At 58.6% G+C, this 15,672-nt stretch carries 15 protein-coding genes and 1 pseudogene; 4 read left to right on the forward strand and 12 right to left on the reverse strand.

Features of this window, described 5'->3' with window-relative positions; all coding sequences use genetic code 11:
* Window positions 1–20 precede the first annotated feature (20 nt).
* The gene (locus BV390_RS22235; RefSeq protein WP_085397355.1) at window positions 21–1,625 is read left to right on the forward strand and encodes a carbohydrate porin; all 1,605 of its coding nucleotides are present in this window, start codon (window positions 21–23) and stop codon (window positions 1,623–1,625) included.
* Between the two features lie 207 nt (window positions 1,626–1,832).
* On the opposite strand, the gene pptA is transcribed toward BV390_RS22235, so the two are convergent.
* From pptA to BV390_RS22250, 3 genes are all read right to left on the reverse strand, one after another.
* Entirely contained in the window at window positions 1,833–2,060 is a 228-nt protein-coding gene (pptA, locus tag BV390_RS22240) for a tautomerase PptA (RefSeq protein WP_064794255.1), read from the reverse strand.
* A 67-nt stretch (window positions 2,061–2,127) separates the two neighbouring features.
* Entirely contained in the window at window positions 2,128–2,745 is a 618-nt protein-coding gene (locus BV390_RS22245) for a glutathione S-transferase family protein (RefSeq protein WP_085397356.1), read from the reverse strand.
* 97 nt (window positions 2,746–2,842) lie between these two features.
* Window positions 2,843–3,847 carry a LacI family DNA-binding transcriptional regulator gene (locus tag BV390_RS22250; protein ID WP_032696265.1) on the reverse strand — a complete coding sequence of 335 codons (1,005 nt, stop codon included), beginning with the start codon at window positions 3,845–3,847 and terminating at the stop codon, window positions 2,843–2,845.
* Window positions 3,848–4,150: 303 nt separating this feature from the next.
* Between BV390_RS22250 and BV390_RS22255 the strand changes: the two genes are divergently transcribed.
* From BV390_RS22255 to BV390_RS22260, 3 genes are read left to right on the forward strand one after another with little or no spacing between them, the layout of a single operon-like run.
* Window positions 4,151–5,347: an L-talarate/galactarate dehydratase gene (locus BV390_RS22255; RefSeq protein WP_085397357.1), complete on the forward strand. Its 1,197-nt coding sequence runs from the start codon at window positions 4,151–4,153 to the stop codon at window positions 5,345–5,347.
* 14 nt (window positions 5,348–5,361) lie between these two features.
* Window positions 5,362–5,484, forward strand: a complete 123-nt coding sequence (locus tag BV390_RS31820; RefSeq protein ID WP_255380357.1) for a hypothetical protein — start codon at window positions 5,362–5,364, stop codon at window positions 5,482–5,484.
* Window positions 5,485–5,526: 42 nt separating this feature from the next.
* Window positions 5,527–6,837 carry an MFS transporter gene (locus tag BV390_RS22260; protein ID WP_032699957.1) on the forward strand — a complete coding sequence of 437 codons (1,311 nt, stop codon included), beginning with the start codon at window positions 5,527–5,529 and terminating at the stop codon, window positions 6,835–6,837.
* Window positions 6,838–6,903: 66 nt separating this feature from the next.
* On the opposite strand, the gene BV390_RS22265 is transcribed toward BV390_RS22260, so the two are convergent.
* The 9 genes and pseudogenes from BV390_RS22265 to BV390_RS22310 form a co-directional block, all read right to left on the reverse strand.
* Entirely contained in the window at window positions 6,904–7,797 is an 894-nt protein-coding gene (locus BV390_RS22265) for a transporter substrate-binding domain-containing protein (RefSeq protein WP_085397358.1), read from the reverse strand.
* On the reverse strand, window positions 7,794–8,570 hold the full coding sequence (locus tag BV390_RS22270; protein WP_032696269.1) for an amino acid ABC transporter ATP-binding protein: 777 nt from the start codon (window positions 8,568–8,570) through the stop codon (window positions 7,794–7,796). The genes BV390_RS22265 and BV390_RS22270 overlap by 4 nt, the downstream gene beginning before the upstream one ends.
* The gene (locus BV390_RS22275; protein ID WP_032699961.1) at window positions 8,554–9,483 is read right to left on the reverse strand and encodes an amino acid ABC transporter permease; all 930 of its coding nucleotides are present in this window, start codon (window positions 9,481–9,483) and stop codon (window positions 8,554–8,556) included. Before BV390_RS22275 ends, BV390_RS22270 begins: the two co-directional genes overlap by 17 nt.
* Before the next feature lie 9 nt (window positions 9,484–9,492).
* On the reverse strand, window positions 9,493–10,002 hold the full coding sequence (locus BV390_RS22280) for a GNAT family N-acetyltransferase (protein WP_032687859.1): 510 nt from the start codon (window positions 10,000–10,002) through the stop codon (window positions 9,493–9,495).
* Between the two features lie 11 nt (window positions 10,003–10,013).
* Window positions 10,014–12,281: pseudogene (locus BV390_RS31190) on the reverse strand (NtaA/DmoA family FMN-dependent monooxygenase).
* Window positions 12,282–12,333: 52 nt separating this feature from the next.
* Window positions 12,334–13,455, reverse strand: coding sequence for a M20 peptidase aminoacylase family protein (locus tag BV390_RS22295; protein ID WP_032699965.1), 1,122 nt, complete (start codon window positions 13,453–13,455; stop codon window positions 12,334–12,336).
* The gene (locus tag BV390_RS22300; RefSeq protein ID WP_085397360.1) at window positions 13,452–14,453 is read right to left on the reverse strand and encodes an LLM class flavin-dependent oxidoreductase; all 1,002 of its coding nucleotides are present in this window, start codon (window positions 14,451–14,453) and stop codon (window positions 13,452–13,454) included. Before BV390_RS22300 ends, BV390_RS22295 begins: the two co-directional genes overlap by 4 nt.
* A gap of 105 nt (window positions 14,454–14,558) precedes the next feature.
* A complete protein-coding gene (locus tag BV390_RS22305) occupies window positions 14,559–15,104 on the reverse strand; it encodes an AAA family ATPase (protein ID WP_049267654.1) in 546 nt (181 codons plus the stop codon).
* 117 nt (window positions 15,105–15,221) lie between these two features.
* Window positions 15,222–15,620 (reverse strand): (R)-mandelonitrile lyase, encoded by a 399-nt coding sequence (locus tag BV390_RS22310; RefSeq protein ID WP_032696274.1) that lies wholly within the window; start codon window positions 15,618–15,620, stop codon window positions 15,222–15,224.
* Window positions 15,621–15,672 lie beyond the last annotated feature (52 nt).

Raw genomic sequence — 15,672 nt, forward strand, 5'->3', positions numbered from 1 at the left:
TGGAATAAATAAGGATTGATATGCGCATCTCTGTGATAAGCGCAGCGGTTTGCTGCGCCCTTTTTTCGGCCTTCGCCGCCGATGCCACGCCGCTTTCTGTCGAACAAAGGCTGGCGCAGCTGGAGGCTCGCCTGAACCATGCCGAACGTGAGGCGGGAGAAGCAAACCGCCGGGTGCAACAGGCGGAACAACGGACCACCGCCGCCGAGCAACGTGCGGCGGCAGCGGAAAAACAGATACAGACCCTGAGCCAAAGAACCGCGGTGGCCGAACAAAAACAGCAGGCGACCGACAAGCAGCTGGCGAAGAGCAGCCTAAGCGACGGGTTTGAGTTCAATGCCTATGCCCGCGCCGGGATGCTGGTTGACAGCCACGGCAAAGGCGCACGCGGTGGCCCGGGTATCTCTCCGGCCAGTTCGCTCAACGGTGATGCCCACGTTGGCCGTCTTGGCAATGAAAAGGATAACTACGTCGAGCTAAGCTTTGGCAAGAAGATGACCTTCAGCGACGGGTCGTGGGCACGCTTCAAAACGATGCTGGCCGATGGTGCGACCAACCCGGACCCGTGGGTACAGGATAACGACAGCCATCATCTGAACGTGCGCCAGCTGTACGTCGAGATGGGAAACTTCGCCGACTTCTCCGGACCGTTTAAGAACGCGTCGATCTGGGCGGGTAAACGCTTTGACCGCGATAACTTTGATATCCACTTTACCGACAGCGATATCATGTTCCTTGGCGGCACCGGCGGCGGGATCTACGACGTCAACTGGGGCAACAGCCTGCGCGGCGATTATTCGCTCTATGCGCGTAATTTTGGCGACCTGGGAAGCGATAACTACACAGATAACGACATTCAGAACCTGATGTTCACGGCAAACCACTTCTGGCAAAAATGGCAGCTGATGACCACCGCGATGACCGCTCAGGGCAATGATTCGCTGAAAGATAATACCTCCACCACCGGCAGCTACGCTCTGCGCAGCGACAATACGGCGAAAAATGGCTATTACGCGATGCTCGCGTATCACGACAAAGAGCGGTTCTACGGTCTGGCACCGGGAGTATCGGAAAGTGCTCTGCAGTACGGCAGCGGACTGGGCGCCGAGGCGCGGCAGCCCGGTAGCGATGGCGACCTCACCGAGAATGCCAAATCGTTACGTTTTGCCTCGTACGGCATTTTACCGCTGGGGAAAAACTGGCAGCTGGCGCCATCGGTGATTGCCCAGCATAGTGAAAACCGCTACCGCGACGGCGACCGCTACGACTGGGCGACCTTCAACCTGCGCGTCTCGCAGGCGCTGACCCGTAATTTCGCTCTGCTGTATGAAGCGTCATGGCAGTATATGGACCTGAACCCAAACGGGCGCAGCTACCGTTATAACGACCATCTGTACCAGTATCAGGCGGTGAGCGGTGATTTCTATAAACTGACCTTTGCGCCGACATTTAAGGTCGGCGATGTGTTTGATATCAAGGCTCGCCCGGAAATTCGGTTCTTCGTGACGTGGATGAACTGGGACAAAGCGCTGGATCACTACGCCATCAATGATGATTTTGGTAGCAAAGGCTTTACCGCCGGGGGTAACTGGAACTTCGGCATCCAGTCGGAGATTTGGTTCTAATCGGCAAAACCGTGGTCGCTTCTGGGGATGATGGTCTGCAAAAAACAGGTCGCCCGGACCCTGCACAGCAACACCCGGGCGACAACATCCGCCCCTTTTAAAACCGTACTCCGTGACAACAGACCGCCACGGCGACGGGCCTGGCAGCGGCCTGAGGGCAGCTTTCCCGGACAGGGGCGACAGCATCTGTCCGGAAAAGGTTCGCGACTACATGCTGTAACCCGGCTTCTTAATCAGCCTCTCCATCTGCGGGGCGATTTCGCTATCCCAGACTTTTTGCCAGTCGCTTTGCGCTACCTGATTGAGGGCGACGCTCACCGCCCCGTCTTTACTGTTCAGATGGCGGATCAGCACCTCGGTAATGTCGGCGGCCAGGGCGCTTTTTTGTTCATCGGTCAGTTCGCGGGGAAAACATTTAATATCAACATGTGGCATAGCAGGCTCCTTATTGTCAGATCGATAAACTAGCATAGCGGTGGTCAGTCGGTTCGCCTTTTGTGCTTTAAATCAACTCGTTGTCACGCAGAACCTGCTGTAGCTCCGGCCGCTGGTACACTTTGTCCGCCACGGCGACAAACTTTGGCGTGTGCGTCATAAACCACGCCCGCCGCGGCCCCCAGCTGCACATCGCCGCGATATAGCAGTCGAGCAGCGACATGTCGGCCCCCAACGCATAAGGCGCCGCCGTCAGCTGCTGTTCCAGCCACAGATACAGCGATTGGCGATAGCGGATGCAGTTCTCCCGCAGCTGTTCAGGCGCATCGGCGGTCCAGCGCTGCGGATAATCGGCATAGGTGAACGTAGGGTAGACATTGGCCACCAGCCAGATCAACAGACGCTGAAACTGCTGGCGCTGCGGTGTGCCCTGCGCCGGTGCCAGATCCGGACGGCTATCGAGGATCATCAGGGCAATCGCGGCGGATTCGGTCATCACGCTGCCATCGTCCAGCCGCAGGGTCGGCACCTGACACAACGGATTTATCTGCATCAGGCTGTCGCGCTGCGTGCCCGGCTGGTCGAAGCCTGCCACGTTAACGAAATGGTAAGGAATGTTGGCCAGGGTCAGCATCAGCTCACTAATCGCCGATCCCCAGCCGGGTACGCCATAGACGGTCATCATCATCGGCCTCCACGATAAAGCTTAAGTTTAGGCACAAAATCGGACTGACATGCTGGCGGTACCGGGCGCTGCGCTTGTTCCCTTCGGCGCGCTGTCGCTACGCCGATTCGCGCGCCACCAGGTGAAAGCCGATATCAATAATCACACCGCCTTCACCATGGCCTTCTATCCTATCGGCCAGCAGCGTCGCCGCCTGTTCGCCGATGGCGTGGCGATCGACGCTGACGGTCGTTAACGCCGGACGATTGCTGCCGGCGAAATCAAGATCGCCGAAACCAATCACCGCCAAATCCTCAGGAACGCGCAGACCGCGACTTTCAGCTTCCATAATCGCCCCTTGCGCAAGCGTATCGGAGCTACAAACGATGACATCAAACTCGCCGGAATCCAGTAACTGCGCCAGTCCACTGCGCCCCAACGCCAGAGATGCCGGCAGCGGCACTTCAACCTGAGGCACCGCCGGCAGACCGTTTTTGCTCAATACAGCGCACAACCCCTGCTTACGCAGCGCTGCGCGGGAATCTCCTGCCCACAGTAATCCCGGGCGGCGGTAGCCTTTTTGCCACAGAAATTCACCAATAGTTTCACCCACCTTCTCGTGAGAAAAGCCCACCAGCATATCCAGCGGCGTAGGGGTCAGATCCCAGATTTCTACTACCGGCGTGGCGGCGTTAAGGATCGTTTTTTTCAGCGCCGGAGTATGCTGAATCCCGGTCAGGACCACACCATCCGGGCGCCGTGAAAGCAAGGTTGCGACCAGCTCAGCTTCGGTCTGACGGCTATAGCCTGCCACACAGAGCAGCATGTGATAGCCGCGCGCGGCGAGGGTATCGCTGAGAGCCTGAATCGTATCGACGAACATATTGTTGTTAATCTGCGGTACGACGACGGCCACCAGTTTGCTGCGCCGCGATGCCAGACCGCCCGCCAGCGCATTGGGGATATAGCCGGTAGCCTGTACCGCCTGCATGACTTTCTCCACCGTTTTCGGCCGCACCAGCTGCGGGGTATTTAGCGCGCGGCTGACCGTCATCGATGACAACCCGGCGCTGCGGGCGACATCATCCAGCGTTGGTGCACGCGACGGTTTTCTGCTTTTCACGACGAAGCCCCTGTATTGAATCGTTTTCCTGCGGGCATTATTGATGATGACCCACGCAATTGCCAGTCTCCTTCGACATATCCCCAATGGAATCAATTACCTGAAAAACAAAATGTTATCGCTATCATTTTTGTTTGTGCTTTTTCACAAATCTGATTGGATCGTGATATCTAATACACAATTTTACCATTAATAACCGCTAATTGTGATCATTTGTACAAATTAACGCCATCGCCGTAGCGGCGATTTAAAATCAGGATTAAAAATGTTAGCGCAAACATTTTTAACTTTAAGGAACTAATCATGACCTTCAGCGCTAACTCTGAGTCCGTAACCTACGCGAAAACCCTCGGCGTCAAAACCGCTGCCGAAACCGGCGATCGCATTAAGCACGTCAAACTGTCGCTGGCCTTTTTACCGCTGGCCACGCCGGTCAGCGATGCCAAGGTGCTGACCGGTCGGCAAAAGCCGCTGACCGAAGTGGCGATTATCATCGCCGAAATTCGCTCCCGCGATGGCTTCGAAGGCGTCGGTTTTAGCTACTCGAAACGCGCGGGCGGCCAGGGGATCTACGCTCACGCGAAAGAAATTGCCGATAACCTGCTCGGCGAAGACCCGAACGATATCGATAAGCTCTATACCAAACTGCTGTGGGCCGGCGCATCCGTTGGCCGCAGCGGCATGGCGGTGCAGGCCATCTCCCCTATCGATATCGCGCTGTGGGATATGAAAGCCAAACGTGCCGCGCTGCCGCTGGCCAAACTCCTCGGCTCGCACCGGGATTCCGTGCAGTGCTACAACACCTCGGGCGGTTTCCTGCATACACCGCTGGATCAGGTGTTGAAGAACGTGGCTATTTCGCGGGAAAACGGCATCGGCGGAATCAAACTGAAGGTCGGTCAGCCTGATACCGCTGAAGATATCCGCCGACTGACGGCAGTGCGCGAGGTGTTGGGCGACGATTTCCCGCTGATGGTCGATGCCAACCAGCAGTGGGATCGCGAAACGGCCATCCGCATGGGACGGAAAATGGAATCGTTTAATCTTGTCTGGATTGAAGAGCCCCTCGATGCCTACGACGTTGAAGGCCATGCCCAGCTTGCCGCTGCGCTGGATACCCCCATCGCGACCGGCGAGATGCTGACCAGCTTTCGCGAGCATGAACAGCTGATTCTCGGTAACGCCAGCGACTTTGTGCAGCCGGATGCGCCGCGTGTGGGCGGCATCTCTCCATTCCTCAAAATTATGGACCTCGCCGCAAAGCATGGTCGCAAACTGGCGCCGCATTTTGCCATGGAGGTGCATCTGCATCTGGCCGCCGCCTATCCTCTGGAGCCGTGGCTGGAGCACTTCGAATGGTTAAATCCGCTGTTTAATGAACAGCTTGAATTGCGCGACGGGCGGATGTGGGTATCTGAACGCCACGGTCTGGGCTTTACGCTGAGCGAGCAGGCCCGCCGCTGGACCCAACAGAGCTGCGAGTTTGGCAAACGCCCCTGATAAATGCGCCCCGGATGACGCTACCAATCGGTTTATCCGGGCTGTCACGTCATCACATCGCCGGAAAAGGTGACGATACCACCGGATTTGCTGATAACGACAAGCGGGAGCGCCTGGTCTTTATCTCGTGCTCCTGACAGACAGTATTTACATCAACAACCCTGCAAAGGAGTTGACTCATGACCACCACCGCAAAGCGCAGCAATGTGCGCTATGGTATTTTATTATTTCTTTTTTTGGCTACCGTATTTAATTATGCCGATCGCGCGACGTTATCCGTCGTTGCCCCGATGATGAGTAAAGAGTTAGGTTTTGATCCGGAAGCCATGGGGTTGGCTTTTTCGGTTTTCGGCATCTCGTATGTGGTGATGCAAATACCCGGCGGCTGGCTGCTGGATAAATACGGTTCACGACTGGTCTACGGCTGCGCGCTAATTGGCTGGTCGCTGGTGACCATGCTGCAGGGCACCATCTATCTGTATGCCAGCCCGCTTATCGTGCTGATTATCCTGCGCTTGATGATGGGAGCGATTGAAGCACCGGCGTTCCCGGCCAACAGTCGCCTCAGCGTCCAGTGGTTCCCGAATAAAGAACGTGGCTTCGTCACCTCGGTTTATCAGGCCGCGCAATATATTTCATTGGGTATTGTTACGCCATTGATGACGATTATTTTGCATAACCTCAGCTGGCACTATGTCTTTTATTATATTGGCGCCATTGGGGTCGTGCTGGGGATATTCTGGCTGATCAAAGTCAAAGATCCTCTGCACCATCCGGCAATTAATCAACAGGAACTTGATTATATTCGCGACGGCGGCGGTGAACCGGAACTGGGCAGCCGAAAAACGCAGTCGAAGCTTACGCTCGCGCAGGTCAAAAGCGTCTGCGTGAACCGGATGATGATCGGGGTCTATATTGGCCAGTTTTGCGTAACCTCGATCACCTGGTTCTTCCTCACCTGGTTTCCCACCTATCTTTATCAGGCCAAAGGCATGTCGATTCTGAAGGTTGGCTTCGTCGCCAGTATCCCGGCGATTGCCGGGTTTATCGGCGGCCTGCTCGGCGGCGTCTTCTCCGACTGGTTACTCAGGCAGGGCTATAGCCTGACTACCGCCCGCAAGCTGCCGGTGATCTGCGGAATGCTGCTTTCCTGCGTCATTGTTGTCGCCAATTATACCGGTTCGGAAGTGGTGGTGATTGCCGCCATGAGTCTGGCCTTTTTCGCGAAAGGCTTTGGCAACCTTGGCTGGTGTATCCTCAGCGACACATCGCCGAAAGAGATGCTCGGCATTGCTGGCGGCGTCTTCAATATGTGCGGCAACCTGGCAAGTATTATCACCCCGCTGGTGATTGGCGTCATCATTGCCAACACCCACTCATTTGATTACGCCATTTTGTATGTCGGTTCGATGGGAATAATAGGTCTGCTCTCGTATCTGTTTATCGTCGGCCCGCTGGATCGCATTACGCTCACACCGCGCGCCGCCTGATTTAATACCGCTGGCGAAGATTCGCCCCCGCTGTTTCGCCCTACACTCCGGCGAAACAGCGGTTTTTTAGTAGGTGATCCCCGAGGGATTCACCTGAGACTGTGCTACCGCCTCGCCCTGCTCTCCCCAGCGTGCCAGCACCTGCTGGTATTCGCCGCGCGCAATGGCGCCATCGAGCGCCGCCTGCAACGCAAACACCAGGCCATTGCCCTTTTTGGTGGTGGTGGCGACCCAGGCTTTTTTCGGCCCCAGCCCGACAACTTTGGTGGTCCCGGTCAGCGCCGCTTTGTAGGCCGCCACCGACTGGGGGCCAAAGAAGACATCGGCGCGCCCGGACTGGATGTACAGATTGCCGGAGGCGTCGTCGGTTAAATAGATCGGCAAGGCCAGCTGGCGCCCCGCCGCTTTATTCTCCCCGTTCCAGCCGAGCAAAATACGCTCCTGATTGGTGCCGGATCCGACGATAACCTTCCGCCCGGAGAGATCCGCCGCGCCGCTGATTTTCTCAATGGCGCTGGTGGATTTAACCGAAAATGCCAGCGAATCGACGCGATAGGTGGCGAAATCGAATTTCTCCTTACGCTGTTCGGTGACCGCGATATTGACCAGCGCCACGTCGTAACGCCCGGAGGTGATCCCCAGCGGCCAGTCTTCCCAGGCCGTCGGCACCAGTTTCAGCTTGAGGCCTAAACTGCCGGCCAGTAGACGGGCAATATCCGGGTCGCTGCCGATGCGCGTCCGGTTGTCGCTGGCCAGCAGCGCCAGCGGCGGTGAATTAAGCGCTGAAATCGCCACCGTCAGCGTACCGGGTTCAACAAAGCGATAGCTGGCCGGGATCCTGGCGATCGCGGCGTTGTCCACCGTTACCGGCAGCGGCTGTTCGTTCGCCCGGAGATCAATTTCCGCCTGCGCCCCCGCCGAGAGCGTGCCCAGCGCCAGGGCAACTATCCTTTTTCTCATGCCAGCACCTTTGATAAAAATTGCCGCGTACGCTGATGCTGCGGATGATTAAGCACCGCGTCGCTGCTGCCCTGCTCAATAATTTTCCCCTCGACCATAAACACCACCTGATCGGCCACTTCGCGGGCAAACCCTATCTCATGCGTCACCACCACCAGCGTGGTACCGGAGCGGGCCAGCTTCTTAATCACATCGAGCACTTCGCCCACCAGCTCCGGGTCCAGCGCCGACGTCGGTTCATCGAACAGCAGCACTCGCGGCTTGAGGGCCAGCGCCCTGGCGATGGCAATCCGCTGCTGCTGGCCGCCGGAGAGATGGCGCGACCAGGCATCGGCCTTGTGGCGCAGCCCCACCACATCCAGCAGCTCATAGGCGCGTTCGACCGCTTCCTTACGGCTGACCTGCTTGTGGGCGATCGGTGCTTCAATCAGGTTTTCCAGCACCGTCAGATGCGGGAACAGGTTGAAGTTCTGAAACACGTAGCCCACGTTAACGCGCTGGCGCAGAATCTCTCTCTCCTTCAGCTCATAGAGCTTATCGCCCTGGCGCCGATAGCCAATGTAGTCGCCATCAATCTGAATAAACCCTTCATCCACTCGCTCAAGATGGTTTATGGCGCGCAGCAGGGTTGATTTCCCCGAACCGGATGGCCCGAGGATCACCGTCACCGTGCCGGGCGGAATTTCCAGCGAGACATCATCCAGCGCTTTATGGCGGCCGAAATACTTACTGACGCCGGTAATCGAGATATGACCGTTATGAGAGTTGGGCATGAATGGCCTCCTGCGGTTTCTGCGGCTGACGTGCGGAGTCATCGGCGCGCGCGCGGCGCGGCGAGTTGACCGCCGAACGGCGTTCGCTGCGCGCGAGGGCGCGTTCCACCAGATATTGAATCAGCGACAGGACGCTGGTGATCGCCAGATACCAGACGGCGCCCACCATCAGCAGCGGAATCACTTCCTGGGTACGGTTGTAAATCATCTGGATGGTGTAAAACAGCTCGGGCATCGCCAGCACATAAACCATCGCCGTCCCTTTGGCGAGGCTGATAATTTCATTAAAACCAGAAGGCAAAATCGTGCGCAGCGCCTGAGGCAGAATAATCCGCAGCGTACGCCGCCACGCCGGCAGCCCCAGCGCCGCGGCCGCCTCATACTGACCGTGGTCAACGCCGAGGAAGCCGCCGCGAATGATCTCCGCAGTATAGGCGCTCTGCACCAGCGTCAGCCCCACAACCGCCGTGGAAAACTGCCCCAGCACGTTGATGGTCTGATAACTCCCCCAGCTGATCCCGGTAAACGGAATACCGAGCGATAGCGTGTCATAGAGATAAGAGAAGTTGTAGAGGATTATCAACACCACAATCAGCGGCAGCGAGCGAAACAGCCAGATATAGCCCCAGGCCAGGCTGCTCAGCAGCCATGAGGAAGAGAGTCTGGCCAGCGCCAGCAGGCCGCCAAAAATCACGCTCAGTACCGTACCCAGCAGCGTCAGCAGCAGCGTTTGTCCCAGCCCTTCAAGAATGACCGGGTCAAAGAACCAGCGGGCGAAGACCGCCCACTCCCAGCGCGGGTTAAAGGCCACCGACTGCACGACGGCCGCCAGCACCAACAGCGCCACCACTGCGCCGACGGCGCGCAGCGGGTAGCGTGCCGGGACCACTTTAATCGTTTCCGATCTGTTCATGTTCTCTCCTCAGGCGCTGTGGCTTAGGGCGCTTACCGCCAGCGCTTTGGTGAACCGTAGCCGGCCGTCAAATGGCGGCTGGCTGTACTCTTCCGGGTTGCGAGCCAGGTCAAACTGCGCGTCGTAGCCCTGGCTCAGATAGAGCCTGACCGCTTCCGGCTGGCGAAAGCCGGTGGTCAGGTAGATATGGCTGTAGCCTGCCAAAACCGCCCGCCGCTCCAGCTCCTGTACCACTTTCGCCGCCAGTCCCTGCTGGCGCAGGGCCGGATGGGTCCAGATACGTTTAATTTCCGCCGTGTGGCTGTCCTTCGGCTTATAGGCGCCGGTGGCGATAATTTCCCCCTCCCGCTCCAGCACGATAAACAGCCCCTGCGGCGCCAGATACCATTCGGTCAGTTCGACTTCCGCATCGCGGGAAAAATAGTCGCCGTAGCGCGACGCGTATTCGGCGAACAGGCCGTTGATAATCGGCTGGAGTTCAGGCGCTTCGGGTGAGATATCGCGGAATGCTGCACTCATATTGCCTCCTGTTAATCGCCCAGCCCGGCCGGGTTAATTTCTGATTGCGGGATGCTCTCCACGCCTTCGCCCCAGCGGGTAAGCACTTTGGCATAGTCACCGTTCTGAATGGCGCCGTTTAACGCGGTCTGCACCGGTTCAACCAATCCGCTGCCTTTTTTCAGCGTGACGGCAATGTGCGCCGCTTTCGGCCAGCCGCCATCCACGCTGCCCACCAGTTTGGTTTTCCCGGTCAGCGCAGCCTTCCAGGCGCCGATCACGTTCGGGCCAAAGAAGGCGTCGGCACGCCCGGACTGGATCGCCAGCGTCTGGGCGGCATCATCTTTGGTGTAGACCGGGGTAAACGGCTTCAGCCCCTTCTTCAGGTTTTCCGCATTCCACGCCAGCAGAATGGCTTCCTGGTTGGTGCCTGAGCCGACGATAATGCGCAGCCCGGCAATGTCTTCCGCCTGCTCAATTTTGCTCAGCGGGCTGCTACTCTTGACGTAAAAGCCCAGCGAGTCCTTACGATAGGTGACAAAGTCGAACTTCTCTTTGCGCTCTTTGGTGACGGTAATATTGCTGATCGCGGCATCATATTTGCCGGAGGAGACGCCCAGCGGCCAGTCCTCCCATGACGTCGGCACCACGTTCAGCTCCAGCCCGAGGCTATCGGCGACCAGGCGGGCGATATCAACTTCGCTGCCAAGCAGGGTCTTGTTGTCATCGGAAAATACGGTCAGCGGCGGCGAATTCAGCGCCGCCACCGCCACGGTGAATTTCCCCGGTACCGCGAAGTGATAGTTAGCTGGCAACAGGGCAATGGCCTGCGGATTTTTCGCCGTGTGCACCGGGGCTTTATTGGCCTCCACGCTGACGCCGGTACCGTTAATGTTGACGTCCTGGGCCCATAATGGCGCGCTGAAACCCAGCGCAAGGGCCAGTAAAAGTGACTTTTTCTGCATAGCGAGCGTTCTCTGTTGTTATTGTTGTTGGAATTGATTAACCGGCGGCGTCAGCCCCAGGCTTTCGCGCAGCGTCGTTCCCGGATACTCCCGACGGAACAGCCCGCGCTGCTGCAAAATCGGCACCACCCGATCGACAAAGCGCGGGAAGGTATCCGGCGTGCCGCCCTGGATAATAAAACCGTCGGCCCCTCGTTGTTCAAACCAGTGCTGCAAACCGTCGGCGACCTCCTGCGGCGTCCCGGCGAAAAGCGGGCGCGGGCTGGCGGCTTCCAGCGCGACCTGGCGCAGGGTCAGTCCGCGCTCGCGCGCGTTGCGCTTAATTTCGTCGGTGGTGCTGCGGAAGCTGTTTTTGCCGAGATCGCCGATATCCGGGAACGGTTCATCCAGCGGATACTGCGCAAAGTCGTGGTGTTCGAAATAGCGTCCGAGGTAGTTGAGGGCGTCCTCAATCGATACCAGCGCGGCGGTGGTCTGGTATTGCTGTTCGACATCGTCGGCATCGTCACCGACAATCACGCTGACGCCCTGGAAGATATGTAATTGGTTATCCTGACGACCATAGGCCGCCAGTTGGTTCTTCACATCGCGATAAAACGCCTGCGCTTCTGCCAGCGACGCCTGATGGGTAAAAATGGCATCGGCATGACGCGCCGCCAGCTTTTTGCCGTCATCGGAGGCCCCGGCCTGAAAAATAATCGGCCGCCCCTGCGGCGTGCGGGAAATATTGAGCGGGCCGGCAACCTGGAAAAAATCACCGCGATGGTCGAGAGTGTGCAGTTTATTTTTATCGAAGAATTGGCCACTCGCTTTATTACGCACGAAGGCGTCCTCTTCCCAGGAATCCCATAATCCTTTCACCACCTGCAAATATTCATCGGCAATCCGGTAGCGCAGCGCGTGGTCAGGATGTTGGGCGCGGGAAAAGTTCTTCGCCGATCCTTCCAGCGGCGAGGTCACCACGTTCCAGCCCGCGCGTCCCTGGCTCAGATGGTCAAGGCTGGCAAACTGTCTCGCGGTGGTAAAAGGCTCGCTGTAGGAGGTGGATAAGGTGCCCACCAGCCCGAGATTGCGGGTGACCGCCGCCAGCGTCGAGAGCACGGTCAGCGGTTCAAAGCGGTTTAAAAAATGCGGGATCGATTTCTCGTTAATATATAAACCATCGGCAACAAATAAAAAGTCCAGCTTGCCCTCTTCGGCTTTTAAGGCCGTCTGCTTGACGAACTCAAAATTAATACTGGCATCCGCCTGCGCGGCCGGATGACGCCAGGCGGACATATTTCCCGATGCGCCGTGTAATATTGTGCCCAGACGCAATTGTCGTTTTTCAGACATAGCAACCCCTTTCCTTGCCGAAAATGAAAACAGAAGCCCGAACGCTCAGGCGTCAGATCTGGCGTAAAGCCTGCTCCGCCAGCGCCGCAAAATAGCGGGCCGCCGGGGCAATTAAGTTGTCATCCGGGTTGTAGGCCGGGTGGTGAAGACCGAATTCGCTGGCGCTGCCGATGCTGACAAACGCGCCGGGAATATGCTGCAGGTAGACGGCGAAATCTTCGCCGCCCATATGCAGATCCGCATGACGGGTGCGGTAGCCGGACTGCGCGGCAACCTCGCTGGCAAATGCCGCCCAGCGTGGGTCATTGACCAACGCCGTAGGACCGGCGTACCAGAAGACGTCGATTTGCGCGCCAAAGGCGCTGGCGAAACCAGCGGCAATGTCGCTGACCCGCGCCTTGACCCGCTGCTGCACCTCGCTGCTGTGGGTACGCAGGGTTCCTTCGAGCTCCACGCTTTCCGGCAGCACGTTCCAGGTATTGCCGCCCTGGATCCGCGTCACGCTCAGGACCACCGAATCGAGGGTATTGACCTCGCGGCTGGCCACGCTCTGCAGGACGGTGACCAGCTGGCTGGCCAGTAAAATCGCATCTTTGCCTTCGTGCGGCCGGGCGGCATGCGCCCCTTTGCCGGTAACTTTAAAGACGAAGCGATCGACGTTGGCGTAAAACGCCCCGCCGCGGGTAGCAAACTCGCCCAGCGGCAGACCGGGTTCATTATGCATACCGAAGATCGCCGCGACCCCCTCCAGCGCCCCGGCGCGAATCAGGGTTTTCGCCCCGCCAAAGTTCTCTTCCGCCGGCTGGAACAGAATCCGTACCCGCCCCGGGAGTGTCGCTTCGCGTTCTTTCAGCAGCAGCGCCGCCCCCAGCATCACGCTGGTGTGAATATCATGGCCGCAGGCGTGCATCACCCCCTCGTTTTGCGAGCGATACGGCAAACCGGTGGCCTCCGCAATCGGCAGCGCGTCGATATCGGCACGCAGGGCGATAATCTTATCGCCGCTGCCCACTTCGACCACCAGGCCGGTTTTCAGCTCATAGGGCAGCACCCGCAGGCCGCCGCTCTCAAGCCAGTCACGGATGCGCGCGGTGGTCGCCACCTCCTGCAAGGAGAGTTCCGGGTACTGATGCAGCTCGCGCCGCCAGGTAATCAGCTGTTGTTCAAAGCTCATGACAGCGCCTCCGCACCAAGATGGGCCTGGGCCAGCAGGCGCAATGAGTCGAGACGCGTCTGCCCTTCGCTGAGCGGCGTGTCGATAATGAATTCGTCAATATTCCAGGCGCTATGCAGGGCGTCGAGCTGCGCTTTAACCTCGTCTGCGGTTCCTGCCAACAGCGAGGCGTCGCGGCGGGCGATGCGAACCGGCGGACTTCCGGCCTGACGGGCAAAGGTGGCCGCCTGGGCTTCGCTACCTACCGTTACCCGCTGGCCGTTTTCCAGTTCGACGCCCCAGATTTCAACCTGTTTCGCCAGCTCAATCGCCGTGGCGCTATCCTCCGCCACGATGACCTGCACTGCGACGATGGCGTCCCGGCGGCTGAGGGCGCGCCAGCGGGTCAGGACATCACGCAGCAGGGTTTTATCGCCATTAAGATGGGCGGCAAAGACAAAGTTCCAGTCCAGCTGAGCGGCCAACTGGGCGCTTTCGAGGCTGGCGCCGAGCAGGAACCCGTCGGCGCGGCGCGGGGGGATTGGCGTGGCGCGCAGGTTCTCTTCCCCTGCGGCATCGGTGAGCGACAGCCAGTTATCCAGCTGCGCGAGGCGGTCGGCAAAGGTTCCCCCTTCATCAGGATGCAATCCCTGTTGCAGAGCGCGGGTGGACAGCGGCAGGCCGCCCGGGGCTTTACCGACGCCCAGATCGACGCGGCCAGGCGCTATCGAGGCCAGCAGGTTGAAGTTTTCCGCCACTTTATACGGGCTGTAGTGCTGTAGCATGACGCCGCCGGAACCGACGCGAATCTGCCGGGTCTGGCCGAGGATCCAGGCGATCACCACTTCCGGCGACGGGCTGGCTAATTGATCGGTATTATGGTGCTCGGCAATCCAGAAGCGGTGATAGCCCCAGGCCTCCGCCTGTTGCGCCAACGTTAATGTACGCGTCAGCGCCTGAGCGGCCGTTTCTCCCGCCGCCAGCGGACTTTTATCCAGGATACTGATTCGATAAGACATTTCGCAGGCTCGTATTAATTAACATGCCTGCATTATTAGAATCTGCCGCGGCCACTGAGAAACAATTTATTTACATGTACTCTGCCGGAAAATAGATATACGCCCTCAACCCGGCGCCACCTGCCGCTGTAGCTGGCGGATAAAATCCTCGGTCTGCCGCGGGTGACCCAGGCGTACGAAGCGAATATGTCGATACGCCGGGTCGGCCATATCAGACTGATAACGCTGGCGATTTTTCTTCCAGGTTTTGAGGGTCCACCAGATAATGGAGTCGCGGCTGAGGAAGGCGCGACGGAAGCTTTCACGGTTGCCGGTTCCCGGCCACAGCTCCTGACCGCGGCTTGCCCGGGAGATGGCCCGCCAGACGGCCTGGCGCAGAGTTCGGGCGAACCCATAATCCACCCACACCACCAGATCGACATTGCGCCACTTAACCGGGCGGCTGCGGTTATAATTGCCGTCCAGCACCCAGCCGGAGGCCTCGGTGGCCGCAGCCACCCTGGCGAAGAATACCTCATCCGGCTCGCCCTGCCACTCCGCGCGCCAGTAAAGCCTGTCCATCTCGATGTAGGGAACGGACAGGATCTGCGCGAGCCTTCGCGCCAGCGTCGATTTGCCGACGCCGCTGGTACCCACTACGTTGATATTCATCGCTGTCTCTCAGCCGTTGCGCCGCTGAGAATCATAGCCCGAAAAAGCGCGACGGCGCTACCGGCTGGCCGCAAAGGCGGGCGTCGGGGTATCCCGCCTGCCGGCAAGCGGCGACGATTAGTTTGCCGGATATTGCTCGTCGGTCACTTTTTCCAGCCAGGTGACCGGGCTGCCGTTTTCGGCTTCGGCAATCGCAATATGCACCATTGCAGTATCGCTGCTGGCGCCGTGCCAGTGCTTAACCCCCGGTGGAATCCAGGCAATATCGCCCTGATTCAGCGCCTGCGCCTCCTTGCCCCACTCCTGTAGCCAGCCGCGACCCTGGGTGACGATCAGCGTCTGACCCAGCGGATGGGTGTGCCAGGCGGTACGCGCGCCGGGCTCAAAGGTGACCGTCGCACCGCCCACTTTTGCCGGCTCGCTGGCCTGGAACGGCGCATCAATACGAACATCGCCGGTAAACCAGCTGTCCGGACCTTTTCTCGAAGGCTGTGAGCCGCTACGAATAATGTTCATTTCTGTTCCTCTCAACATGACGTGTCTGTTCAAAGTAGCGCAATCTGGCAAC

The sequence above is a fragment of the Klebsiella sp. YJ genome (genome assembly GCF_002108615.1).
Lineage (GTDB): Bacteria > Pseudomonadota > Gammaproteobacteria > Enterobacterales > Enterobacteriaceae > Klebsiella > Klebsiella planticola.

Coding starts and splice junctions, on each gene's coding strand:
- BV390_RS31820 (WP_255380357.1), top strand. CDS start 5,362: ATGACGCTACCAATCGGTTTATCCGGGCTGTCACGTCATCACATCGCC.
- BV390_RS22305 (WP_049267654.1), bottom strand. CDS start 15,104: ATGAATATCAACGTAGTGGGTACCAGCGGCGTCGGCAAATCGACGCTG.
- BV390_RS22275 (WP_032699961.1), bottom strand. CDS start 9,483: ATGAACAGATCGGAAACGATTAAAGTGGTCCCGGCACGCTACCCGCTG.
- BV390_RS22270 (WP_032696269.1), bottom strand. CDS start 8,570: ATGCCCAACTCTCATAACGGTCATATCTCGATTACCGGCGTCAGTAAG.
- BV390_RS22245 (WP_085397356.1), bottom strand. CDS start 2,745: ATGATGACCGTCTATGGCGTACCCGGCTGGGGATCGGCGATTAGTGAG.
- BV390_RS22280 (WP_032687859.1), bottom strand. CDS start 10,002: ATGAGTGCAGCATTCCGCGATATCTCACCCGAAGCGCCTGAACTCCAG.
- BV390_RS22310 (WP_032696274.1), bottom strand. CDS start 15,620: ATGAACATTATTCGTAGCGGCTCACAGCCTTCGAGAAAAGGTCCGGAC.
- BV390_RS22260 (WP_032699957.1), top strand. CDS start 5,527: ATGACCACCACCGCAAAGCGCAGCAATGTGCGCTATGGTATTTTATTA.
- BV390_RS22235 (WP_085397355.1), top strand. CDS start 21: ATGCGCATCTCTGTGATAAGCGCAGCGGTTTGCTGCGCCCTTTTTTCG.
- BV390_RS22295 (WP_032699965.1), bottom strand. CDS start 13,455: ATGAGCTTTGAACAACAGCTGATTACCTGGCGGCGCGAGCTGCATCAG.
- BV390_RS22265 (WP_085397358.1), bottom strand. CDS start 7,797: ATGAGAAAAAGGATAGTTGCCCTGGCGCTGGGCACGCTCTCGGCGGGG.
- BV390_RS22255 (WP_085397357.1), top strand. CDS start 4,151: ATGACCTTCAGCGCTAACTCTGAGTCCGTAACCTACGCGAAAACCCTC.
- pptA (WP_064794255.1), bottom strand. CDS start 2,060: ATGCCACATGTTGATATTAAATGTTTTCCCCGCGAACTGACCGATGAA.
- BV390_RS22300 (WP_085397360.1), bottom strand. CDS start 14,453: ATGTCTTATCGAATCAGTATCCTGGATAAAAGTCCGCTGGCGGCGGGA.